At 60.4% G+C, this 22,593-nt stretch carries 19 protein-coding genes; 13 read left to right on the top strand and 6 right to left on the bottom strand.

Features of this window, described 5'->3' with window-relative positions; all coding sequences use genetic code 11:
• The first annotated feature begins 193 nt into the window (after window positions 1-193).
• The 7 genes from B0E33_RS09045 (at window position 194) to B0E33_RS09015 (ending at window position 10,968) form a co-directional block, all read left to right on the top strand.
• Window positions 194-3,181 carry a 2-oxoglutarate dehydrogenase E1 component gene (locus B0E33_RS09045; RefSeq protein WP_022999014.1) on the top strand — a complete coding sequence of 996 codons (2,988 nt, stop codon included), beginning with the start codon at window positions 194-196 and terminating at the stop codon, window positions 3,179-3,181.
• A 64-nt stretch (window positions 3,182-3,245) separates the two neighbouring features.
• Window positions 3,246-4,766, top strand: a complete 1,521-nt coding sequence (odhB, locus tag B0E33_RS09040) for a 2-oxoglutarate dehydrogenase complex dihydrolipoyllysine-residue succinyltransferase (RefSeq protein ID WP_062490813.1) — start codon at window positions 3,246-3,248, stop codon at window positions 4,764-4,766.
• 136 nt (window positions 4,767-4,902) lie between these two features.
• Window positions 4,903-5,517 (top strand): LysE family translocator, encoded by a 615-nt coding sequence (locus B0E33_RS09035; RefSeq protein ID WP_022999012.1) that lies wholly within the window; start codon window positions 4,903-4,905, stop codon window positions 5,515-5,517.
• Window positions 5,518-5,564: 47 nt separating this feature from the next.
• Window positions 5,565-6,983 (top strand): LIC10280 family protein, encoded by a 1,419-nt coding sequence (gene lfb1 / locus B0E33_RS09030; RefSeq protein WP_077290999.1) that lies wholly within the window; start codon window positions 5,565-5,567, stop codon window positions 6,981-6,983.
• A gap of 22 nt (window positions 6,984-7,005) precedes the next feature.
• On the top strand, window positions 7,006-7,764 hold the full coding sequence (locus B0E33_RS09025) for an SDR family oxidoreductase (RefSeq protein WP_077290998.1): 759 nt from the start codon (window positions 7,006-7,008) through the stop codon (window positions 7,762-7,764).
• A gap of 42 nt (window positions 7,765-7,806) precedes the next feature.
• Window positions 7,807-9,210 carry a dihydrolipoyl dehydrogenase gene (gene lpdA / locus B0E33_RS09020; RefSeq protein WP_031268678.1) on the top strand — a complete coding sequence of 468 codons (1,404 nt, stop codon included), beginning with the start codon at window positions 7,807-7,809 and terminating at the stop codon, window positions 9,208-9,210.
• Window positions 9,211-9,618: 408 nt separating this feature from the next.
• Window positions 9,619-10,968: a hypothetical protein gene (locus B0E33_RS09015; RefSeq protein ID WP_156912364.1), complete on the top strand. Its 1,350-nt coding sequence runs from the start codon at window positions 9,619-9,621 to the stop codon at window positions 10,966-10,968.
• Between the two features lie 99 nt (window positions 10,969-11,067).
• Here B0E33_RS09015 and B0E33_RS09010 read toward each other — a convergent pair whose 3' ends face one another.
• Window positions 11,068-11,487: a MerR family transcriptional regulator gene (locus B0E33_RS09010; RefSeq protein ID WP_077290996.1), complete on the bottom strand. Its 420-nt coding sequence runs from the start codon at window positions 11,485-11,487 to the stop codon at window positions 11,068-11,070.
• 126 nt (window positions 11,488-11,613) lie between these two features.
• Here B0E33_RS09010 and B0E33_RS09005 point away from each other — a divergent pair, with 126 nt between their 5' ends.
• Window positions 11,614-12,210 (top strand): cation efflux transmembrane domain-containing protein, encoded by a 597-nt coding sequence (locus B0E33_RS09005; RefSeq protein ID WP_022999006.1) that lies wholly within the window; start codon window positions 11,614-11,616, stop codon window positions 12,208-12,210.
• 22 nt (window positions 12,211-12,232) lie between these two features.
• On the opposite strand, the gene B0E33_RS09000 is transcribed toward B0E33_RS09005, so the two are convergent.
• The 3 genes from B0E33_RS09000 to B0E33_RS08990 all read right to left on the bottom strand — a co-directional run bounded on the left by B0E33_RS09000 (window position 12,233) and on the right by B0E33_RS08990 (window position 14,118).
• A complete protein-coding gene (locus B0E33_RS09000) occupies window positions 12,233-13,186 on the bottom strand; it encodes a metallophosphoesterase (RefSeq protein ID WP_077290995.1) in 954 nt (317 codons plus the stop codon).
• Between the two features lie 174 nt (window positions 13,187-13,360).
• The gene (locus B0E33_RS08995; RefSeq protein WP_077290994.1) at window positions 13,361-13,594 is read right to left on the bottom strand and encodes a hypothetical protein; all 234 of its coding nucleotides are present in this window, start codon (window positions 13,592-13,594) and stop codon (window positions 13,361-13,363) included.
• 119 nt (window positions 13,595-13,713) lie between these two features.
• Window positions 13,714-14,118 (bottom strand): hypothetical protein, encoded by a 405-nt coding sequence (locus tag B0E33_RS08990; protein WP_055657199.1) that lies wholly within the window; start codon window positions 14,116-14,118, stop codon window positions 13,714-13,716.
• Between the two features lie 124 nt (window positions 14,119-14,242).
• Between B0E33_RS08990 and B0E33_RS08985 the strand changes: the two genes are divergently transcribed.
• On the top strand, window positions 14,243-14,752 hold the full coding sequence (locus B0E33_RS08985) for a GNAT family N-acetyltransferase (protein ID WP_077290993.1): 510 nt from the start codon (window positions 14,243-14,245) through the stop codon (window positions 14,750-14,752).
• Here B0E33_RS08985 and B0E33_RS08980 read toward each other — a convergent pair.
• Together B0E33_RS08980 and fsa are read right to left on the bottom strand one after the other, a co-directional pair.
• Entirely contained in the window at window positions 14,749-15,708 is a 960-nt protein-coding gene (locus B0E33_RS08980; RefSeq protein ID WP_075281679.1) for a tyrosine recombinase XerC, read from the bottom strand. The genes B0E33_RS08985 and B0E33_RS08980 overlap by 4 nt on opposite strands.
• Before the next feature lie 262 nt (window positions 15,709-15,970).
• Complete coding sequence (fsa, locus tag B0E33_RS08975; RefSeq protein ID WP_077290992.1) at window positions 15,971-16,624, bottom strand: fructose-6-phosphate aldolase; 654 nt, start codon at window positions 16,622-16,624, stop codon at window positions 15,971-15,973.
• Window positions 16,625-16,901: 277 nt separating this feature from the next.
• Between fsa and B0E33_RS08970 the strand changes: the two genes are divergently transcribed.
• From B0E33_RS08970 to B0E33_RS08955, 4 genes are all read left to right on the top strand, one after another.
• The gene (locus B0E33_RS08970) at window positions 16,902-19,097 is read left to right on the top strand and encodes a primosomal protein N' (RefSeq protein WP_077290991.1); all 2,196 of its coding nucleotides are present in this window, start codon (window positions 16,902-16,904) and stop codon (window positions 19,095-19,097) included.
• A gap of 469 nt (window positions 19,098-19,566) precedes the next feature.
• Entirely contained in the window at window positions 19,567-20,127 is a 561-nt protein-coding gene (locus B0E33_RS08965) for a F0F1 ATP synthase subunit delta (protein WP_022998997.1), read from the top strand.
• The gene (atpA, locus tag B0E33_RS08960) at window positions 20,127-21,656 is read left to right on the top strand and encodes a F0F1 ATP synthase subunit alpha (protein ID WP_022998996.1); all 1,530 of its coding nucleotides are present in this window, start codon (window positions 20,127-20,129) and stop codon (window positions 21,654-21,656) included. The genes B0E33_RS08965 and atpA overlap by 1 nt, the downstream gene beginning before the upstream one ends.
• Window positions 21,657-21,687: 31 nt before the next feature.
• On the top strand, window positions 21,688-22,572 hold the full coding sequence (locus tag B0E33_RS08955; RefSeq protein ID WP_077290990.1) for a F0F1 ATP synthase subunit gamma: 885 nt from the start codon (window positions 21,688-21,690) through the stop codon (window positions 22,570-22,572).
• The last annotated feature ends 21 nt before the right edge of the window (window positions 22,573-22,593 follow it).

The following is a 22,593-nucleotide window of genomic DNA, read 5'->3' as shown; positions in this document are numbered from 1 at the left end:
TTTAGCGATGGGGACGGAAACTGTTTACGTTTCCTGTCGCATGATGAAAGGATGGGTTCCGGCGCGGTTGACGTGCCGTAACCATTTTTCGAGGGGTCGGTGGAAACCATCGGCCATTGTAGGGAAACCGGCCGCGGGTCAATTTTTCGGGCCCGCCTAAACAAAAGGGCGGAGGATACCTCCGCTAAAGGACATGGCACGGCAGGAAGCGAACAACGTATTCGCACTGACGTCGTTGCTTTACGGCGCCAACGCAGCCTATATCGAAGACCTCTACGCACAGTACAAGACAGATCCCAGCTCGGTCGACGCCGAGTGGCAGGACTTCTTTGCGGCCTTCCAGGACGAGAAGGAAGCAGTGCTGAAAGAGGCTCGCGGGGCGACCTGGAAACGCAAGGACTGGCCGATCGAGGCCAATGGCGACCTCGTCAATGCATTCGACGGCAACTGGGGCCCGATTGAGCAGAAGCTCGGCGACAAACTGAAAAAGAAGGCTGAAGCCAAGGGCGAGCCGGTTTCGGATCAGGAAGTTCATCAGGCGACCCGCGATTCCGTTCGCGCCCTGATGATGATCCGCGCCTATCGCATGCGCGGCCATCTTCATGCAGATCTCGACCCCCTCGGCCTGGCCGGCAAGGGCGATCACGAGGAGCTGCATCCCTCCTCCTACGGCTTCACCGAAGCCGACTGGGACCACAAGATCTTCATCGACCACGTGCTGGGTCTGGAATACGCCACCATCCGCGAGATGATGGACATCCTGAAGCGGACCTATTGCTCGACGCTGGGTGTCGAGTTCATGCATATCTCCGATCCGGCGGCCAAGGCCTGGATCCAGGAGCGCATTGAAGGTCCGGACAAGCAGGTTGCCTTCACTACGGAAGGCAAGAAGGCGATCCTGAACAAGCTGGTCGAAGCCGAAGGTTTCGAAAAGTTTCTGGACGTCAAATACACCGGCACCAAGCGCTTCGGTCTGGATGGCGGTGAAGCGCTGATCCCGGCGCTGGAACAGATCATCAAACGCGGCGGCTCCATGGGCCTGAAGGAAATCGTGTTCGGCATGGCCCACCGCGGCCGCCTGAACGTGCTTTCCCAGGTGATGGCCAAGCCGCACCGGGCAATCTTCCACGAGTTCAAGGGCGGCTCCTACGCGCCGGACGATGTGGAAGGCTCCGGCGACGTGAAGTATCACCTCGGCGCGTCTTCCGACCGGACGTTCGACGGCAACGACGTGCACCTGTCGCTGACGGCAAACCCCTCGCACCTGGAAATCGTCAACCCGGTGGTTCTGGGCAAGGCGCGCGCCAAGCAGGATCAGCTGGCTGCCGACGAGAACGGCAACTTCGTCGACACGACCGAAATCGACCGCGGCACGGTTCTGCCGCTGCTGCTGCACGGCGACGCCGCATTCGCCGGCCAGGGCGTTGTTGCGGAATGCTTTGGCCTGTCCGCGCTGCGTGGCCACCGCACCGGCGGTTCGGTCCATGTGATCATCAACAACCAGATCGGCTTCACCACCAACCCGCGCTTCTCGCGGTCTTCGCCCTATCCGTCGGATATGGCGAAGGTCATCGAGGCGCCGATCTTCCACGTCAACGCGGATGATCCGGAAGCCGTCGTCTTTGCGGCCAAGATCGCGATCGAATATCGCCAGACGTTCCATCGTCCGGTGGTCATCGACATGATCTGCTATCGCCGCTTCGGCCACAACGAGGGCGACGAGCCGGCGTTCACGCAGCCGATCATGTACCGCAAGATCCGCAAGCATGCGACGACGCTGCAGCTCTACTCGGAACGCCTGATCAAGGAAGGTGTTCTGACGCAGGACGAAGTCGAGCACATGAAAGCCGACTGGCGCAAGCATCTGGACGACGAGTTCGATGCCGGCCAGGCCTTCAAGCCGAACAAGGCCGACTGGCTGGACGGCAAGTGGGCAGGCATGAAACGGGCCGACGACGAAGACGATCCGCGTCGCGGTGAAACCGGTCTGCCGATGGATGAACTGAAGTCGATCGGCCGGGCTCTGACCCACGTGCCGGACGGTTTCAACATCCACCGCACGATCGCGCGCTTCATGAACCAGCGCGAGCGCATGATCGAGACCGGCGAAGGCATCGACTGGGCTACCGCTGAAGCGCTTGCCTTCGGTTCGCTGCTGAAGGAAGGCCACCCGGTGCGCCTGTCCGGTCAGGATTGCGAACGCGGCACGTTCTCGCAGCGCCATTCGGTTCTGTACGATCAGGAAGACGAGAGCCGGTACATTCCGCTCAACAACGTCTCTCCCGATCAGCAGCGCTACGAGGTCATCAACTCGATGCTCTCGGAAGAAGCCGTGCTCGGCTTCGAATATGGCTACTCGCTGGCAGAGCCGCGTGCTCTGACCCTTTGGGAAGCCCAGTTCGGCGATTTCGCCAACGGCGCCCAGGTGGTGTTCGACCAGTTCATCTCTTCGGGTGAGCGCAAGTGGCTGCGCATGTCCGGCCTCGTCTGCCTGCTGCCGCATGGCTACGAAGGTCAGGGACCTGAGCACTCTTCCGCCCGTCTGGAGCGTTACCTCCAGCTTTGCGCTGAAGACAACATGCAGGTTGCGAATTGTTCGACGCCGTCGAACTACTTCCACATCCTGCGTCGTCAGCTGCGCCGCGATATCCGCAAGCCGCTTATCCTCATGACGCCGAAATCCTTGCTGCGTCACAAGAAGGCGGTATCCACGCTGCAGGAACTCGGTCCGGAGTCCTCCTTCCACCGTCTGTTGTGGGACGACTGGGGGCCCAACCTGAATTCGGAAGGCAAGCTGGTTTCAGACGACAAGATCCGGCGCGTCGTGATGTGCTCGGGCAAGGTCTACTACGATCTGTTCGAAGAGCGTGAAAAGCGTGGCGTCAACGACGTCTACCTGCTCCGCGTCGAACAGCTCTATCCGTTCCCGAAAAAGGCGCTGATGCTGGAACTGGCGCGCTTCCCGCAGGCCGAAATGGTCTGGTGTCAGGAAGAGCCCAAGAACATGGGCAGCTGGTTCTTCGTCGAGTCCTACATCGAATGGGTCCTGGAGCAGATCGACGCCAAGCACAAGCGCCCGCGCTATGCTGGCCGCAATGCGATGGCATCGACCGCAACCGGCCTGATGTCCTCGCATCTGGCGCAGTTGCAGGCGTTCCTCGAAGAGGCTCTGGGAAGTTAGTCACAAGAGGGCCTTCGGGCCCTCTTTCAAAAATTTGGCCAGGTAATTTTAAGAGAAGGCGACCATGGCAACCGAAATTCGCGTCCCCACGCTGGGTGAATCCGTTTCCGAAGCGACTATTGCGCAGTGGTTCAAGAAACCGGGCGACGCCGTCAGCCAGGACGAGCCCCTTGTGGAACTGGAAACCGACAAGGTAACCGTCGAAGTTCCGGCACCGGCCGCGGGCACGCTGGAAAGCATCGTGGTCAAGGAAGGCGACACCGTTGAAGTTGGCGCCCTGCTCGGTCAGATCGCAGAAGGCGCCGGTGCTCCGGCCGCGAAGGCTGAAGCGGCTCCGGCAAAGGCTGACGCCAAGGCCGAAACCAAATCCGAAAAGGCCCAGCTGGTTGATGTCGTCACGCCGAGCGCAGGCGAATCCGTCACCGAGGCGGAAGTCGGCGAATGGAGCGTGAAGGTCGGTGATGTCGTCAAGGCCGACGACACGCTGGTGGAACTGGAAACCGACAAGGCGGCCCAGGAAGTTCCGGCCCCGGTTGCCGGCACCATCGTCAAGATCGCAGTCGAAACCGGTACGACCGTGGAACCCGGCGTTCTGCTCTGCCAGATCGATCCGTCAGGCGAAGGTGCTGCTGCTGCTCCGGCAGCCGCTGCACCGGCTGCGTCCGCTCCGGCCGCAAGCGGTGGGTCTTCCATGCCGCCGGCTCCGTCTGCTCAGAAGATGATGGCTGAAAACAACCTTTCCGCCGACCAGGTTGCCGGGTCCGGCAAGCGTGGTCAGGTACTGAAGGAAGACGTCATCAACGCGATCGCCTCCGGTGCAACCTCTTCGTCGTCAGCCCCGTCGGCTGCTCCCGTTGCCCGTGGCCCGGTTGCCGCCCAGGACGAAATTCGCGAAGAACGCGTTCGCATGACCAAGCTGCGCCAGACCATTGCGCGCCGCCTGAAGGACGCACAGAACTCCGCGGCCATGCTTACCACCTACAACGAAGTGGACATGGGCCCGGTCATGGAACTGCGCAAGCAGTACAAGGACCTGTTTGAGAAGAAACACGGCGTCAAGCTCGGCTTCATGGGCTTCTTCACCAAGGCGGTGACCCATGCGCTGAAAGAGATCCCGGCAGTCAATGCCGAGATCGACGGCACCGACATCATCTACAAGAACTTCTGCCACATCGGCGTCGCCGTTGGCACGGACAAGGGCCTTGTGGTTCCGGTTGTGCGCGACGCGGACCAGATGTCCATCGCCGAGATCGAGCAGGAAATCGGCAACCTCGGCCGCAAGGCACGCGACGGCAAGCTGGGCATGGCTGATATGTCCGGCGGCACCTTCACCATCTCCAATGGCGGGGTGTATGGTTCGCTGATGTCTTCGCCGATCCTGAACGCGCCGCAGTCCGGTATCCTGGGCATGCACAAGATCCAGGAACGTCCGATGGCTGTGAACGGCCAGGTGGTTATCCGCCCGATGATGTATCTGGCGCTCTCCTATGACCACCGGATTGTCGACGGCAAGGAAGCCGTGACCTTCCTGGTTCGCGTCAAGGAAAGCCTGGAAGATCCGCAGCGTCTGGTTCTGGATCTCTGATCCGGTTCAGTGCCTAGCTTGTGCCTTGCCGGGAACGCCCCGGCAGGGTGCCCGGACATTTTAAGGTTGCCTGGCCAGCGGCGTTCCAGCTCTCGCGGTTGAATGCCCGTCGGTCTGGCCCAGGAGGAGCCGCATTGTGAGCCTGGAATTTCTGATTACTGCTCTTGTCGTGGTGCTTGTTCCGGGCACCGGTGTTGTTTATACGGTTGCCGTCGGACTTGGCAGAGGCCGTCAGGCATCCGTTGCCGCGGCCTTCGGCTGCACCCTCGGTATCATTCCCGCAATTCTGGCGTCCGTCGTGGGCCTGGCGGCGCTGATGCACACCAGTGCCCTGGTATTCCAGGGCGTGAAATACGCCGGTGTCGCCTATCTTCTCTACCTCGCCTGGCAGACGCTGAAAGACAGCGGACCGATGGAACTGAAAGCTGACAGGGGTTCGCGCAAGAGCTTCCTTGCAACGGCGCGCACCGGCTTCCTGATCAACATCCTCAATCCCAAGCTGACGGTATTCTTCCTCGCCTTCCTGCCGCAATTCGTCAGCCATGATGCCGTCAATCCAACGCTCGACATGCTGCTGATGGGCGGCGTCTTCATGGCAATGACCTTCGTTGTCTTTGTCATCTATGGCGCGTTTGCTTCACTGGTCGGCGAGAAAGTGTTGAAGAGTGATCGCGTGATGGTCTGGATGCGCCGGACCGTGGCTGCAACCTTTGCCGGGTTCGGCTTGCGGCTGGCTCTGGCGGAGCAATAATCGGATCATCGCCGACACGGTGTGAGACGGTCAGGAGAAACAGGAATATGAACGCCATAAAGCGTTATGCCCTTTCGGTTGTTCTTGTCGTCTGGACCGTCCTCGGACTGATAGTCTCTTCGCACGCAAGCGAACAACGCACTGCGCTTGTGATCGGAAACGCGCAATATGGCTATGGCCCGCTCGCCAATCCGGTCAATGACGCTCTGGCCATCGCCCGCGCCCTCGACAAGGCCGGCTTCGAGGTCATCCTTCAGACTGACGCCAACCGTGATGCCATGGAACAGGCGATCCGGGCCTTCGGTGATCGGCTGAAAAAGGAGGGTGGCGTCGGCCTGTTCTATTACGCCGGCCACGGTATCCAGATTAAGGGCGAAAACTACCTGCTGCCTGTGGCTGGGGATGCGCCGGCGGACGAAGTCCTGCAGCAGCAGTCGGTCGCGGTCAGCGAGGCCGTGGAAGTAATGACGTCGTCCCATGACGGGCTCAACATCGTCGTACTGGACGCTTGCCGCAACAATCCCCTCGGTGGGGCATCGTCCGGCCTGTCGCGGATCGACAGCAATGCGCGCCTGTTCGTCTCGTATTCGACGTCACCTGGCTCCGTGGCTCTGGACGGGCAGGGCAGCAACAGCCCTTTCACCAAGCATCTGGCCAGCGCCATCGCGACCCCGGCGCTCAATCTGGAAGAAACCTTCAAGCGCACGCTGAAGGGTGTCTTCCAGGAAACGAACGGCCAGCAAACGCCCTGGATTTCCTCGTCCTTCTTCGGAGATTTTACCTTCGTTGACGGCAGCACTGATAATCCGGCGGGATCGGTGCCCAAGATGGCCGCTCTTGCGGCAATCGGAACCGCGCTCAAGGAGAGCACCGCGCGCACCGGTCCGGCCCGCCAGATCTCGGGTGTCTACCGGGTCGAGGGAACCAACCCGAACGGAACGACCTACGACGGCATGCTGGCAATCACGCCGGAAGACCGGAATGTGCGGCTTACCTGGTGGATCGGAACCGACGTCTTCACCGGCGTCGGCGAGTTCGCCGGCCGCATGCTGGTGGTCAACTGGGGAGACAAGCACCCTGTCGTCTATTCCTTCACTGGCGCGGAAACGCTGGACGGTGAATGGGCGGACGGCTCGGCCAGCGAAAAGCTGACGCTCTATTCGCGCACTGCACCGGTCGAGGCGGAAGGGCTGACTGGCAATTATTCGGTTGCCGGCCGAAACCCGGACGGCACGACATATGACGGTACGGTCGTGTTGACGCAGCAGGGCCGGACATTCACGCTGATCTGGACAGTCGGCACCGACAGCTATCGCGGCGTGGGTGAACTGGACGGCAACGTACTGACAGTGGACTGGGGCGACAAGACGCCGGTGGTTTACGCGGTCATGGCGGACGGGCATTTGAAAGGCCTCTGGGCTGCGGGCCGCGGCGCTGAAGAACTGACGCGCATTCAAGGGCAATAGGAACGGGAGCCGGTGGGAATTCATGACTGACACGGTTGTATTGGTAACGGGCGGGAGCCGGGGGATCGGCGCTGCCGTCAGCCGCAAGGTTGCGGCGCTCGGTCACAAGGTGATCGTCAACTACACGCACAACCAGGCTGCCGCTGATGCTCTCGTCGAGGAAATCAAGGCGGCCGGCGGCGAGGCCGTGGCAGTTCAGGGTGACGTCCAGAACGAAGCCGACGTGCTGCATCTTTTCGCCGAAGCCGACAAGCTCGGCACCCTCAAGGGCCTGGTCAACAATGCCGGTGTTGTCGACTATTCCCAGCGCGTCGATGAAATGACCCTGGAACGTCTGACACGAATGTTCTCCATCAACGTGATCGGCGCCTTCCTGTGTGCCCGCGAAGCGGTCAGGCGCATGTCGACCAAGCATGGCGGCACCGGCGGTGTGATCGTCAATCTCGGGTCTGCAGCCTCCAAGCTGGGGTCACCTTCCCAATATGTCGACTATGCAGCCTCCAAGGGGGCTATCGATACCATGACTGTCGGATTGGCGCTGGAAGTTGCCGACGAAGGTGTTCGCGTCAACGGTATTCGTCCCGGCATTATCGACACCGATATCCACGCCTCGGGCGGCCATCCTGACCGGGTGGCCCAGCTCAGGTCCAAACTGCCGTTGAAACGTGCCGGAACCGCCGACGAGGTGGCCGAAGCGATTCTGTGGCTTCTCTCCGACCAGTCCAGCTATACGACCGGTGCCATCCTCGATGTCTCCGGCGGCCGGGCAATCCTTCCCTAACCCCCATTCAAACCAGAAATGAAAGAGGCAAAGGCGACCAAAATGTCCCAATATGATCTCGTCGTCATCGGAACCGGTCCTGGCGGCTACGTCTGCGCGATCAAGGCTGCGCAGCTCGGCCTGAAAACGGCTGTCGTCGAAAAACGCGCAACGCTTGGCGGCACCTGCCTCAACATCGGCTGCATCCCGTCCAAGGCGCTGCTGCATGCCTCGGAAATGTTCGAGGAAGCCGGCCACGGTTTCGAAAAACTCGGCATCAAGGTCGCAAAGCCCAAGCTCGATCTGCCGGCGATGATGGAACACAAGACCGGTGTGGTCGATGCCAATGTGAACGGCGTTGCCTTCCTGATGAAGAAGAACAAGATCGACGTTCACACCGGTACCGGCAAGATCCTGGCCAAAGGCAAGGTCGAAGTTACCGATGCCGACGGCAAGGCAAGCGTACTGGAAACGAAGAACATCGTGATTGCCACCGGTTCCGACGTCATGCCGCTGCCGGGTGTCGAGATCGATGAGAAGCAGGTGGTCTCTTCCACCGGCGCTCTGGAACTGGACAAGGTGCCCGGCAAGCTGCTCGTCGTCGGTGGTGGTGTCATCGGCCTTGAGCTCGGCTCCGTCTGGAACCGTCTCGGGTCGGAAGTGACCGTGGTGGAGTTCATGGACAAGATCCTCGGCCCGATGGACGGTGACGTTTCCAAGAACTTCCAGCGCATGCTGAAAAAGCAGGGCATGGAATTCAAGCTGTCCTCCAAGGTCACGGGTGTCGAGAAGAAAGGCAAGGGCCTTGCCGTGACTGTAGAACCGGCAAAGGGCGGCGATGCGCAGGTTCTCGAGGCCGACATCGTTCTGGTTGCCATCGGTCGCCGTCCATACACGGAAGGCCTGGGCCTTGATGGGGCAGGTGTTGCCCTGGACGAGCGCGGCCGCGTCAAGATCGACACCCACTACAAGACCAATGTCGACGGCATCTACGCCATCGGCGATGTGGTCGTCGGTCCGATGCTGGCCCACAAGGCCGAGGACGAAGGCGTTGCCGTTGCCGAAATGCTGGCAGGCCAGGCTGGTCACGTGAACTATGATGTCATCCCGGGTGTTGTCTACACCCAGCCGGAGGTCGCTTCCGTCGGCAAGACCGAGGAAGAACTGAAGGCGGCCGGCGTCGAGTACAAGACCGGCAAATTCGTCTTCTCCGCAAACGGCCGCGCGCGCGCCATGAACAAGACCGACGGTTTTGCCAAAGTTCTGGCGGACGCAAAGACCGACCGCGTGCTTGGTGTTCACATCGTCGGCTTCGGTGCCGGTGAGATGATCCACGAAGCTGCTGTCCTGATGGAATTCGGTGGATCTTCCGAAGACCTTGCGCGCACCTGCCACGCCCACCCGACCATGTCGGAAGCGGTCAAGGAGGCGGCTCTCGGCGCATTTGCGAAGTCCATCCACGCGTAATCAACGCTTGAACGATGTCTTTTCGATATCGGTTCGGGGCATCCGGTCGCTGGGTGCCCCGTAACATTTTTGTTGGATCGGCCGTCCTGCGGACCGGCAGACGCCATTCAAGTTTGAAGTTCTGCAAGTAAACGTAAAAAATGCCGCGCATCTGCAACTAATGCGCTAGAGTGTTGTCCTGTCAGGGGTGGTGCATTTCAACAAAAGGCAGGAGATGCTTTGCTTGAAAGGCAACGGGGCAACAATCAAAATCTGAATCTCACCCGCGGCTGGCTGCCAGTCGTTGCAGGGGGCGTATTGCCGTTGGTTTGCGGCCTGGTGTTTTTCTGGCCGGAGCGAACCATTCCCTACGTGGATGACCTCTTCTTTATTCCGTGGGCATCCGAATTTGCGCAAACGGGCCGTCACTTGAATCCCCTTCTTGCGGTCCAGTTCCCGGGGCTGGAATCCTATCATCTCCAGCCAAGGCTTCATTTCATTCTGTCCGGATGGTTTTTGAAAGCCGCCGGGATCAGCACCGCGACAATCGTCCTGTTCGAATTCCTCTGTTACGTGGCAACCAGCCTGGTCTTCGTGGTGTTCTGCCTCAGATTGAACCTTCGCACCGCTGCGCTTTTCACACCGTTGATCTTTGCGCCCATGTATGTCGTTTCCGGCTTCCGGCTGGAACTGACGGGTTCATTCATCTGGATGCTCGGGCTGCTGCTGGTCCTGCCGGTTGCAGTCAGGGCAGGTACGGGTGACACGCGGCAGACCGGTCCGGAAACTGTTTCCGCCGTTGCGGGTACCGCGCTTTTGGGAATTGCTCCGCTGACTGCACTGTCCATGCTTGCCTGGAGTGTTGGCGTCATTGCCGTTCTTCAGATCTGGAGGCTCAGGACACGGCAGGCAAGCCTCGTTCGTGTGCTGAGTGAAGGCCTTGTCGCCCTCGCGATTGCCGTTGCCCTGTTTGCGGTCTCGGTGAACTTCGAGTTCGCCGAGTTCTTCCGGCAGATCGCCTATCACTCCAGCCGGTCACATGGCTCCGGCAAGTTCAATGTGGAAGCGATCTTCCGGGCTGCCATGTTTGCAGGCGTATCTTGGGTTGTTTTCCGCAAGTCCCGCACTGCCGGGATGATCGGCTTTTGCCTTGCCGCTGGACAATTCTTCGGCGCCTTCGTGCATGACCGGCCGCTGATCCGGAATCTTGCGGCCGCAATGTTGTTTCTGCTGGCGGTCGACGTGCTGTTGAAAGACCGCTGGCACAGGGTGAAGCTTGGCCTTTGCGCCGCATTGGTGCTGGCGCTTTCCTCCAACTTCATCGTTTTCTATGTGCTGTCGGAACCTTTGCCGAACAGGCAAGCTGTGGTCGAGGCCTACCGGCAGGATCTGGCGGATGGAAAGCGGGTCTTTATCGACGAAACGATGGCCCACCATTTTCTAGATCAGAAAACGTCCGGTGCCCTGTCCTGGACTTGGGGAGGCACATTTCCCAAGGGGCGGCCGACCAGTATGGGAGACCTGAAGGAAGGCGACGTCTGGTATGTCAGCGAATATACCCTGCTCGGCTACCTGAAGGGCAGGCATGACGTTGCTGAAAGGGTTTGGCCGAAGAACGACTATCCCCACGTCCTCCAGTTCTCCTGCATTCTGGGCCGTCATTCCTGTAATCTGCCTGCCAAACGCTGGACAATGATGCGCCTGGAAAGGCTAGGGGGAACGGTGATGGCAACGGAACTCGGCTCAGGCGCCGGACCAAGACCGATAGACGAAAGCTAGCAGCACATTCCCTGGCGGCTGCCACCGGAACGAACATGCGTGCCGTAGGGGAGACACGGGACTGGACAATGCTTGCCTGAAGCCGGGCAAAAAGGCGTGTCAGTGCTCCTTCAGGCAGAGGCCATGGTCGCCGAAAGCCTTCAGAACGTTGCATTCGGTCACCGTGTGGTCGCCTTCGCAGCTTTTTGCGATGCGCTTCAATTCCGCCTCCAGTTTGCGCAGGTGGGCAATCCGCTGGCGCACTGCCTTCAACTGATCTTCGGCAATCCGGTTGGCGGTTTCGCACGGTTTGTCCGGATGCTGGCTGAGGTCTATCAGATCGCGGATGGCCGGCATTGGCAGGCCGAGGTCGCGGCAATGCTTGATGAAGCCAAGCCTTTCCAGGTCGCAGGGCCGGTAGCGCCTCTGGTTGCCCTCGCTGCGGATCGGCGCTTCCAGCAGGCCTTCCTTTTCGTAATAGCGAATCGTCGGAACCTTCACGCCGGTCCGTCTTGAAAGGTCACCAATTGAAAAATCCATAAAAAGCCTCTTGAAGCTCTAGTCGCTATAGCAATTACAAGGGACAGGAACCGAAAATCAAGCGACTCGAACAAGGAGTGCGTCATGGGTGCCTGTTGCGGACATTCCCACGGAACATTTGACGGAATGTCGAAGGACTATCGCCGCCGGCTCTGGCTGGTGATCGCGTTGAACGGTGGCATGTTCATCGTCGAGATGATTGCCGGCCAGGCAGCCGGCTCAAAGGCGCTGCAGGCCGACGCCCTCGATTTCTTCGGCGACGCGGTCACCTACGGCATATCATTGGCTGTCATTGGCGCATCGCTGAAGACCCGGGCCCTGGCCGCGCTTGCAAAGGGCACAAGCCTGTTTCTGATGGGCGTCTGGGTGGCTGCCACCACGCTCTATCAGGTATTCGTGCTTGGCGTACCGCAGGCCGCGGTGATGGGCTCCATCGGCTTTCTGGCGCTGGCCGTAAACCTTGCCAGTGTCCTGCTGCTGGTCCGATACAAGGATGGTGATGCCAATGTGCGCTCCGTCTGGCTGTGTTCGCGCAACGATGCCATAGGCAACGTCGCCGTCATGCTGGCGGCTGCCGGTGTCTGGGGAACGGCAAGCGCCTGGCCGGACCTGATTGTCGCCGGTCTCATGGCGGCTCTCTTCGTCAGTTCCTCGGTCCAGATCCTGAGCCAGGCCATAAAGGAATACCGGCACAAGACGGAGCACGAAGTGGCGGCTGAATAATTCGCCCTTGCCAGAACATGACTCAAGCGGTGGTGCTTCCCAGATGCACCACCGTTATTTCCGGAGGAACACCGAATCGGACCGGCAGGATCGAGCAGCCAAGACCTCCGGAAACGATGAGGTGGCGGGGCTCCGTTTCAAGGCCCAGATGCCTTGCCAGCTTCGTCCCTTCCGTTTCAACGATGTGGCCATAGGCGTAGCTTTTGACGCTGCGTTTGGGAAAGGCCGGTTTGTAGCCGAAACAGTTGACTTGCCCGCCATGGGTGTGACCGCTGAGCGTCAGGCTGACGCGGCCCGGCACTTCGCGGATGATGTCGGGCTCATGTGCCATCAGCAGCACGGGCGCATCGTCCGTCACCTGGGCAAGCGTGCCGGTCAGGTCATCCAAACCTTTCCAGCGGTGCCGCTTGATCTTGCGGTGCGGTCTCAGCGCCAGCTGGTCGTCGACGCCGGCAAGCCAGAAAGCCTGGCCGTCCTTCTCGAACCGTTGAGCCCGGTTCTGGAAAAGGGGAATGCCGGCGTTCAGCAACGCCTGACCATATCTGGTCGGCCCACCGCCAGTCAGCTGCGCGTCCGCGTCGTCCCACCAGTCGTGATTGCCGAGAATGGCGTGGGTCCCGAGCGGGGCCGACAGATCACCGAAGAGATCAGCCCACGCCTGTGGCGGGATCGGGTCGTATTGCCATTTGTGGCTGGCCACATAGTCGCCCAGCATCAGGATGATGTCGGGCTTCAGAGCGTTGGTCTGCCGGACGATGGAGCGAACCCGCTCCAGCCCCATCCAGGGATCGCAGACATGCGGGTCGGCTATCAGCGCGGCTTTCAGTTTCAGCCCTCTGGGCCATCGTGGAGGCGTCAGGTGATAATGCTTCAGGCTGAGCCGAAAAGGCTCAACGCCAATCGCATAGGCAGGAGCGGAAACGGCACCCAGCATTGCGATGCCACAGGTTTGCAGGAAACGGCGTCTGGAAATCATGAGACTGTATCAACCGGTTCTTCAGGATAATCCCGAGTGAACCGGGTTATTGAGGCGTCGATACGGCCCGATGAAGGCAGGTTTCAGCAGATTTCGTGCAGACGGCATTCAGCCGAAAAAAAAGCCCGCTGCGTAGCAGCGGGTCTTGGTCTGGAGCTTGTTTACCGGTGGGGGTCACTCCGACACGGTTTCGCCGGTGGTCGGCTGAATTACGGTCTCGCTTACGATTGCATTGCTGAGATCGTTGGTGGCGATGGCCACATCCGAGTCGGCGTCCGGGAGGACGGGCGTTTCCGCCACTGTCATCTGTTTGGACTGGGCTGTCTTGTTCCAGCTGCATGCAGCGGCCGGTGCAATTGCAAACGCGGTTACGGCAAGGGCCGCAATGCCGGTGCTCAATAGGCGCATGTTACATCTCCGTCCGTTGGCCTGCGCTACACTTGCGCAGTCTTACGTAAGGTAAGGGAAAACGGAGGTCTGACAAGGAAAAAGCGAAAGGCGATTGTCGTCGCACTGCCCCTGACCGGTTACTCGCGCTGGAGATTGTAGGTGGTCTCGGTTCGCGGTTCGGACAGATCGTTGACGACGTTGATCACGTGAACATCCAGAAGCTCGCCAAAGGCCCGCAATGTCAGTTGCTTGCTGCTCAAGAAACCGATCAGCAGCACCTGGATGGCACCATCTGAGCGCATTTCCCCTTTGGTCCAGCCCCACTTGCAGTCACGCGGAATGCAGGAGGTGAATGCGCGTACGCGCACATGCACCGCTTCATTCTCGCAGCGGCTTTCCACCTCGACGCGCGAGATCTCCTTCGGTTTGGCATTCGCATTGACCCAGACGCCGTCTTCGGGAAGTGGACAGTAGACGCGCTGCGCCAGCGAGGGCGCTGCCGACAGTAGAAGAAGACCGGCTGCGAGTAGTATCAGACGCATTCGTTATCTCCCGGCGAAACAGGCTGTTTCAGCAACCTAACCGTTTGTGGCGGAAGCGGCTACAACGGAGTTGGAACTAACATGGGAATCGAACGAAATTCCCCGCAAACAACAGAGACTTATCATGCAATCATTCGAAACGTCGCGGTTTCGTCTGCGCTTGCCGGAAGAACCGGACTTTCCAGTCTACAAGGCGTTCTTCGAGAACGGCGAGGCCTCACACTTCTATGGTGGGCCGTTGCGCGCGGACTTTGCCTGGCGCGTGCTGGCAAGCCACCTCGGCCACTGGCAACTGCGCGGCTATGGCATGTGGGTTATCGAACCGAAAACGGGCGCAGATATCATCGGCGGTTGCGGCTTCGTTTGGCCCGAAGGCTGGCCAAGACGGGAGCTGACCTGGTGGCTGATGCCTCAGGCACGCGGCACCGGTGCAGCCGTGGAAGTCTCGCAGGCGGCAATCCGCCATGCTTACGAAGTCTATGGCTGGCCACTGGTCGAAACGCATATGAAGGATGACAACGAGGCAGCAAGGGGCCTGGTGCGCAAACTTGGCGGCGAGCCGATTGCGCGCGAGATGTTTCCTGATGGCAAGGAACGGACAGTCTACGGATTTCCGAAACCTGACGGATCCTAACGGCGCGGATGAGCCTTGTCGTAGGCGGACAGGAGATGGGCGCTGTCGATTTCCGTATAGATCTGCGTTGAGGCAAGACTGGCGTGGCCGAGCAGTTCCTGGATAGTCCTGAGATCACCGCCGCCAGCCAGCAGATGTGTGGCAAAGGAATGGCGCAGGGCATGCGGGGTCGCGCTGTCCGGCAGGCCCAATGCACCGCGCAGGCGTGCCATGGCCAGTTGGATCATGCGCGGGTTCAGCGGACCGCCGCGGGCACCGAGAAACAGGGGGCCATCGGGTGAAATTGCATAAGGGCAAAGTTTCAGATAGTGCTCCACCGCCTGGCAGACCGCCGGCAGGATCGGGACAATCCGCTCCTTGCCGCCTTTGCCGACGACACGAAGTGTCTTCGTCCCGGTTTTGGGGGCCATGGCACCGGTCAGCGACAACGCTTCCGAAATCCGCAGGCCGCAGCCGTAGAGCAGGGTCAGGACGGCGGCGTTGCGGGCTTCCAGCCACGGCTCGCGTTCCATCGCCAGGTCACCGCTGGTCACGTCGATGGCGTCCTTGGAGGAGACGGGTTTCGGCAGGGATCGGGCCTGCCGTGGTGGCCGCACGGCGGAAGACGCGGCAGCGTTCACTTCGCCCCGCCTCTCCAGGTACCTGAGGAACGACCGGATCCCGGCAAGGCCGCGGGCGAGCGATCGGCTCTGGGCACCATCACGGCGGCGGCTTGCCAGAAAGCCTCGAAAGTCGGCCGGGCGGAGCGCTGCAATTTCCTTGAGGTCCGGTGCCCCGCCCAGATGGTTGGTCAGGAACCGCAGGAACTGGCGCAGGTCGCGTTCGTAGGCAAGCAGGGTCTTGTCGGAAAGGCGTCGCTCATCGGACAGGTGGTCAAGCCACTGGTCGATGCGGCGGTTGAGTTCCGGCCGGGCGGTGACGAGCAGCGATTCGGATTTGGAGGATGCGGCACACATGGTGCCAATGTGATGCCGGATCCCCAACGGTTCCGTTAACATCGCGCCATATGGCGGCTATTTTTCGTCAAACCGGCCGACAGATGGTCCTCCCCCACCAGGAGTTGAACAGGACCGTCGAGATCTCCGAGCCTGACCGACTTGTCCCCCAACACCAGGCAAAAGGTATTGGAACGTCCTGTTGCCCTTGGCAGGCGCCAGGAACGGCAAACAAAAAACGGCCCGGAAATCCGGGCCGTTCGTTTGTCTTAAAGGTCGGTGATCAGAGAATGCTCTGGCCGGTCTTGGCCCAATCGGCCAGGAAAGCTTCAAGGCCCTTGTCGGTCAGCGGATGCTTGACCAGTGCCTTCAGCGTTGCCGGCGGTACGGTCGCGACGTCGGCGCCGATGATGGCGCAATCCTTCACGTGGTTTGGCGTGCGGATCGACGCAGCCAGAATTTCGGTGTCGAAGCCGTAGTTGTCGTAGATCACGCGGATTTCGCGGATCAGCTCAAGCCCGTCGGCATGAATATCATCCAGACGGCCGATGAACGGCGAAATGTAGGTTGCACCGGCCTTGGCTGCGAGCAGGGCCTGGTTGGCCGAGAAGCACAGGGTGACGTTGGTCTTGGTGCCTTCTTCGGTCAGCTGCTTGCACGCCTTCAGGCCATCGAACGTCAGCGGCAGCTTGATGACCACGTTGTTCGCGATCGCGCCAAGGACGTGCGCTTCCTTCATGATCGTTTCGAAATCGGTTGCGGCCACTTCGGCGGAAACATCGCCTTCGGTGATGGCGCAGATTTCTGCGATGACTTCCTTGAAGTCCCGACCGGACTTTGCGATCAGCGAGGGGTTGGTGGTGACACCGTCAAGGAGGCCGGTTGCTTCCAGTTCCTTGATTTCAGCCGTGTCGGCCGTATCGACGAAGAATTTCATCTGTCTTTACTCCCTGTAGGGCTACCGGAGCGTCGCCGGAAACCTGGTCCCGGCTAGCGGGACAAAACGATTGCGTGGTCAGCTGGGCTCTCTTTACCCTAGGATGATGACAAGAAGAACCCCTGATTCTCTGGTGGACGAAATTTTTGCGGTACGTACCTCAAGGGTGGCGAGGCTTGATCCCGGCGACCGGACGGGCAATGTCTCGCCAGGGTTCGGGCCGTGCCTGGCGCATGGTTTCGCGGCCGTTCCCGGAGCGATGAGGACCTGACACCCAGTGCTGTTCGACGATCCAGACTTCCAGGAAACCATTGCCAGCGTGCTGGTGCCGGTCGCGGTTGCGGGGGCCTATACCTACAAGGTACCTCCCGGCCAGGCCGTGGTTCCGGGCACCATCGTCAAGGTACCGCTCGGCCCGCGCGAGGTGATTGGCGCTGTCTGGGATATCCAGCCGGACGCGGCCATCAATCCAAAGAAACTGAAGACCATTTCCCATGTCTACGACAAGACGCCGCCGCTTGATGATGAACTGCGCCGGTTCGTCGACTGGGTAGCGAACTGGACACTTGGCGCACCGGGGATGGTGCTGCGCATGGTGTTGCGGTCCGAAGAAGCGCTGGAGCCGGAGGCACCCGTTCCCGGTGTCCGCCGTATCGAAGGTGCCGAGCCGGATCGTCTGACGCCGGCACGCGGGCGCGTTCTGGCGACCATGGAAGACGGCTTTGCCTGGACGAAAAGCGGCCTTGCCCATGCTGCCGGCGTGTCCGCTTCCGTCATCGACGGCCTGCTTCAGCAAGATGTCCTGGAAACCGTCCTGATGCAGGCGGCTCCTCCGCCGCCGAAACCGCAACTGGACTACGCGCAAAAACCGCTGACCCCGGCGCAGCAGGCTGCGGCAGACGGCCTGACCGCCTGTTTCGGCAAGGGTGGGGCCGTTGCCCTGATCGACGGTGTCACCGGCTCGGGCAAGACGGAAGTCTATTTCGAGGCGATTGCCGAAGCCTTGCGCCGGGGAAAGCAGGCGCTGGTGCTGCTGCCTGAAATCGCACTCACCGAACAGTTCCTGCGGCGCTTCGAACAACGCTTCGGGGTCTATCCGGCCGAATGGCATTCGCAGATCACGGTCAAGAACCGGTCGCGGGTCTGGCGCGGGGTGGCCTCCGGAGATGTGCGGGTGGTGATAGGGGCCCGCTCCTCGCTGTTTCTGCCGTTCAAGGAACTGGGCCTGATCATCGTGGACGAAGAACACGATGCAGCCTTCAAGCAGGACGATAGAGTGCCTTACAGCGCACGCGACATGGCTGTTGTCCGCGGTCATCTGTCCGGCTTCCCCGTTGTTTTGGCGTCGGCCACGCCATCCGTGGAAAGCATCGTCAACGCAGAGGTCGGCCGCTACAAGCTGTTCGAGCTGCCCGAACGGGCATCCGGTGCTGCCCTGCCGGACCTCATGGCCATCGATATGCGCCAGGACGGGCCGGAACGCGGACGCTGGCTGGCACCTGGCCTGGTCCACGGCATCGCCGGCACCTTCGCCGAAGGGGGGCAGTCGCTACTGTTTCTCAATCGGCGCGGTTATGCACCGCTGACCCTTTGCCGTACCTGCGGCCACAGGTTCCAATGCGCTCATTGCAGCGCCTGGCTGGTGGAGCATCGTTTTCAGAAAAAACTCGTCTGCCACCACTGCGGCCATCAGGAGCCGGTCCCCAAGGCCTGTCCGTCCTGCCAGTCGGTAGACAGTCTGGTTGCCTGCGGTCCCGGCGTGGAAAGAATCGCCGAGGAAGTGAGCGAGCTCTTTCCGCAGGCGCGTGTGCTCGTGCTTTCGTCGGATATTGCCGGCGGGCCGGATCGGCTGAAGCGCGAAATGAAGATTGTCGAGGAAGGCGGGGCCGACATCGTCATCGGCACGCAGCTGGTCGCCAAGGGGCATAACTTCCCGCTGATGAAACTGGTCGGCGTGGTGGATGCGGACCTTGGCCTTGCCCATGGTGATCCGAGAGCCGCGGAAAAAACCTTCCAGCTGCTTGCCCAGGTGACAGGCCGTGCGGGCCGCGTCACCGGCGGCGGCAAGGGTTTCCTGCAAACCTACAATGCGGATCATCCCGTCATCAAGGCGCTGCTTTCAAGTGACAAGAAGGCGTTCTACCAGGCCGAGATCGAGGCAAGGCGGGCAGCAGGTCTGCCGCCGTTCGGGCGTCTTGCCGCCGTGATCGTCTCCGGACCAGACAGAGGATTTGCGGAAGGCTTCTCGAGGGCCCTTGCCCGTGCCGCACCGCCGGATCAGGCCGTCACGCTCCTTGGGCCTGCGGAAGCCGCCCTTGCCATGGTGCGCGGACGCTATCGTTTCCGCCTGCTGGCAATGGCCCCCCGCCAGTACGATCTGCAGGCCTATCTGCGGCATTGGCTGAGCATCGGCCCGAAGCCCACGAAAGGGCTGCGCCTGCAAGTGGACATCGACCCGCAGCATTTTCTCTAGGTGGTTTTTGCATCCATAGGGAAAAGCGCCTGCCGTTCATACGAGTTCGGCGTGGGAGAATCGGGTGGAACCGCAGGGGCATTGTTTGCAATTGTGGCAACGTTGCTGACGGCAATAATCCCGCCTTCCGCGCAGCTGCGGCAAAAACGCCCTCCTGGCTTGCCCCTTTCAGCCCTGTGCAAAGGCCTTTTCGCCCGCTCTGCAGAAAACCGTCTAAAGGTTTATGACGGTGCGGAGACGTTGATCTGAAACGTTTTTTATCGACCTTTGACAAAAAACACCGAGGAATCGGCAATAACAGTCTTTAGGCGAAGTTGCACACTGAGAAACCCTGTGCTAATTGAGGCGCGGCTTTGGGGGCAGCGGTTTAACCGTCATACCTTCTGACCTTGAAATCATTCATTTTTTCAATGCTTTGCGAGCGCTAGCCGTTTCGTGGGCATGAAAAACGTCAGAGAGCACGGACCTGGTGACTGACAACGTATCTCTCGTATCCGGCGTGGCACAGCGTTATGCGTCCGCCCTTCTCGACCTCGCCGAAGGCGAAGGTGTAACGGCTGACGTGGAGCGGGATCTGACAGCTTTCGAAGGCATGCTTGCCGAAAGCGAAGATCTCGTCCGTCTCGTGAAAAGCCCGGTATTCAGTGTGGAGGAGCAGCTTGCAGCGCTTACCGCACTTCTCGACAAGGCAGGCATCAAAGGCCTGGCTGCTAATTTCGTGAAGCTGGCAGCCCGTAACCGGCGCCTCTTCGTTCTTCCCGGCATGATCAAGGCATTCCGCACCCTGCTTGCGCAAAAGCGTGGTGAGGAAACGGCTGAGGTAACCTCCGCAGCTGCCCTTTCCGACGATCATGTCGCTGCCCTGAAAGAAGCTCTCTCGGCTTCCACGGGCAAATCTGTAAACATCGTGGCAAAGGTTGATCCTGCCCTGATCGGTGGCCTCGTGGTCAAGGTCGGCTCCCGCATGATCGACACATCGCTGCGTACCAAGCTCAATTCACTCAAGTTCGCGATGAAAGAGGTCGGCTGATGGATATTCGGGCCGCGGAAATCTCCGCAATCCTCAAGGACCAGATCAAGAGCTTTGGCCAGGAAGCCGAAGTTTCTGAAGTCGGTCAGGTGCTCTCCGTCGGTGACGGTATCGCCCGTGTTTATGGTCTGGACAAAGTCCAGGCTGGTGAAATGGTCGAATTCCCGGGTGGTATCAAGGGCATGGCCCTGAACCTGGAAACCGACAACGTTGGTGTCGTTATCTTCGGCTCCGACCGTGACATTAAAGAAGGCGACACCGTCAAGCGGACCGGCGCCATCGTGGAAGTGCCGGTCGGCAAGGGCCTCCTGGGCCGCGTTGTTGACCCGCTCGGCAACCCGATCGACGGCAAAGGCCCGATCGAGGCAACCGAAAAGCGCCGCGTGGACGTCAAGGCGCCGGGCATTCTGCCGCGCAAGTCCGTGCATGAGCCGATGTCTACCGGCCTGAAAGCCATCGACGCCCTGATCCCGGTTGGCCGTGGTCAGCGCGAGCTGGTCATCGGTGACCGTCAGACCGGCAAGACCGCGATCATTCTCGACACCTTCCTGAACCAGAAGCCGCTGCATGCTTCTGACGACGAAGACGCCAAGCTGTACTGCATCTACGTTGCTGTCGGCCAGAAGCGCTCCACCGTCGCTCAGTTCGTGAAGACCCTGGAAGACGCCGGTGCGCTGGAATACTCCATCGTCGTCGCAGCTACCGCTTCCGACGCTGCTCCGCTGCAGTTCCTGGCACCGTTTGCCGGCTGCGCGATGGGCGAGTTCTTCCGTGACAACTCCATGCACGCCGTGATCGGCTACGACGATCTGACCAAGCAGGCTGTGGCCTACCGTCAGATGTCCCTGCTGCTCCGTCGTCCGCCGGGACGTGAAGCTTTCCCGGGTGACGTTTTCTACCTGCACTCCCGTCTGCTGGAACGTGCTGCGAAGCTGAACGAAGACCATGGCAAGGGCTCTCTGACCGCACTGCCGGTTATTGAAACCCAGGGCAACGACGTGTCCGCGTTTATTCCGACCAACGTGATCTCGATCACCGACGGTCAGATCTTCCTGGAAACGGATCTGTTCTACCAGGGTATCCGCCCGGCCGTGAACGTCGGTCTGTCGGTGTCCCGCGTGGGCTCCTCCGCTCAGATCAAGGCGATGAAACAGGTTGCCGGCCCGATTAAGGGTGAACTGGCTCAGTACCGCGAAATGGCGGCCTTTGCCCAGTTCGGCTCCGACCTCGACGCCACGACCCAGCGCCTCCTCAACCGCGGTGCACGTCTGACCGAACTTCTGAAGCAGCCGCAGTTCTCGCCGCTGAAGACCGAAGAACAGGTTGCAGTCATCTATGCCGGCGTGAACGGCTACCTGGATGCAATCCCGGTCAACCGCGTGAAGGACTTCGAAGAAGGCCTGCTTCTGTTCCTTCGTGGCGAGCACAAAGCGCTGCTCGACGCCATCTGGGAGAAGAAGGCACTCGACGACGAGCTGACTGGCAAGCTGAAAGCTGCCATCGACGCGTTCGCCAAGAACTTCGCTTAAGACCACGCCGGGATAAGGAGCAGGGGCGGCCATGCCGAGCCTGAAGGACTTACGAAACCGCATCGCTTCCGTTAAGGCGACGCAGAAAATCACCAAGGCCATGCAAATGGTGGCCGCGGCGAAGCTGCGTCGTGCTCAGGAAGCTGCGGAGGCCGCGCGCCCCTATGCGGAACGCATGGGTGCGGTGCTGGCCAACCTCGCGGTGGCCTTCGAGGGGCGCGACGACGCTCCGAAGCTCATGTCCGGCACCGGCAATGACCAGGTTCATCTCCTGCTCGTTGCCACGGCCGAACGTGGACTGTGTGGGGGCTTCAACACCAACATTGCCAAGCTTGCGCGTGAAAAAGCGCGCAGCCTGCTGAAGCAGGGCAAGACGGTCAAGATCATCTGTGTCGGCAAGAAGGGCTACGACGCTCTGAAGCGTGAGCTCGGCCAGCACATCATCAAGACCATCGACCTGCGCAGTGTTAAGAACGTTGGCTTCAGCAACGCGGACGACATCGGCCGCGAAGTGCTCTCCATGTACGACAATGGCGAGTTCGACGTTTGCACGCTGTTCTATTCGACTTTCAAATCCGTGATCGCGCAGGAACCGACTGCAACTCAGCTGATCCCGGCCCATTTCGAGGCTGGCAGCACTGATGCAGGCGCAGGTGCCAACGCGGTTTACGAATATGAACCGGAAGAGACAGAGATCCTTGCGGATCTGCTGCCGCGCAACATCTCCGTTCAGATTTTCCGGGCACTTCTGGAAAATGCTGCGTCTGAACAGGGTGCACGTATGTCCGCAATGGACAACGCGACCCGCAACGCCGGCGAGATGATCGACAAACTGACGATCAACTACAACCGCCAGCGCCAGGCTCAGATTACGACGGAACTGATTGAAATTATCTCGGGCGCGGAAGCGCTCTAACGGGATCGAGACGAGGATTAG

It is taken from the genome of Roseibium algicola, from assembly GCF_001999245.1.
Classification (GTDB): Bacteria; Pseudomonadota; Alphaproteobacteria; order Rhizobiales; family Stappiaceae; genus Roseibium; species Roseibium algicola.
Note: the sequence above shows the minus strand (reverse complement) of the source record. Positions and strands in the feature narration are given on the sequence as shown.

What these genes read in the sequence shown, in the direction of transcription:
- odhB (WP_062490813.1), top strand. Translation starts at nt 3,246, where the DNA reads ATGGCAACCGAAATTCGCGTCCCCACGCTGGGTGAATCCGTTTCCGAA.
- B0E33_RS09010 (WP_077290996.1), bottom strand. Translation starts at nt 11,487, where the DNA reads ATGGATTTTTCAATTGGTGACCTTTCAAGACGGACCGGCGTGAAGGTT.
- B0E33_RS08955 (WP_077290990.1), top strand. Translation starts at nt 21,688, where the DNA reads ATGCCGAGCCTGAAGGACTTACGAAACCGCATCGCTTCCGTTAAGGCG.
- atpA (WP_022998996.1), top strand. Translation starts at nt 20,127, where the DNA reads ATGGATATTCGGGCCGCGGAAATCTCCGCAATCCTCAAGGACCAGATC.
- B0E33_RS09025 (WP_077290998.1), top strand. Translation starts at nt 7,006, where the DNA reads ATGACTGACACGGTTGTATTGGTAACGGGCGGGAGCCGGGGGATCGGC.
- B0E33_RS08985 (WP_077290993.1), top strand. Translation starts at nt 14,243, where the DNA reads ATGCAATCATTCGAAACGTCGCGGTTTCGTCTGCGCTTGCCGGAAGAA.
- lpdA (WP_031268678.1), top strand. Translation starts at nt 7,807, where the DNA reads ATGTCCCAATATGATCTCGTCGTCATCGGAACCGGTCCTGGCGGCTAC.
- B0E33_RS08980 (WP_075281679.1), bottom strand. Translation starts at nt 15,708, where the DNA reads ATGTGTGCCGCATCCTCCAAATCCGAATCGCTGCTCGTCACCGCCCGG.
- lfb1 (WP_077290999.1), top strand. Translation starts at nt 5,565, where the DNA reads ATGAACGCCATAAAGCGTTATGCCCTTTCGGTTGTTCTTGTCGTCTGG.
- B0E33_RS08995 (WP_077290994.1), bottom strand. Translation starts at nt 13,594, where the DNA reads ATGCGCCTATTGAGCACCGGCATTGCGGCCCTTGCCGTAACCGCGTTT.
- B0E33_RS09005 (WP_022999006.1), top strand. Translation starts at nt 11,614, where the DNA reads ATGTCGAAGGACTATCGCCGCCGGCTCTGGCTGGTGATCGCGTTGAAC.
- fsa (WP_077290992.1), bottom strand. Translation starts at nt 16,624, where the DNA reads ATGAAATTCTTCGTCGATACGGCCGACACGGCTGAAATCAAGGAACTG.
- B0E33_RS08990 (WP_055657199.1), bottom strand. Translation starts at nt 14,118, where the DNA reads ATGCGTCTGATACTACTCGCAGCCGGTCTTCTTCTACTGTCGGCAGCG.
- B0E33_RS09000 (WP_077290995.1), bottom strand. Translation starts at nt 13,186, where the DNA reads ATGATTTCCAGACGCCGTTTCCTGCAAACCTGTGGCATCGCAATGCTG.
- B0E33_RS09045 (WP_022999014.1), top strand. Translation starts at nt 194, where the DNA reads ATGGCACGGCAGGAAGCGAACAACGTATTCGCACTGACGTCGTTGCTT.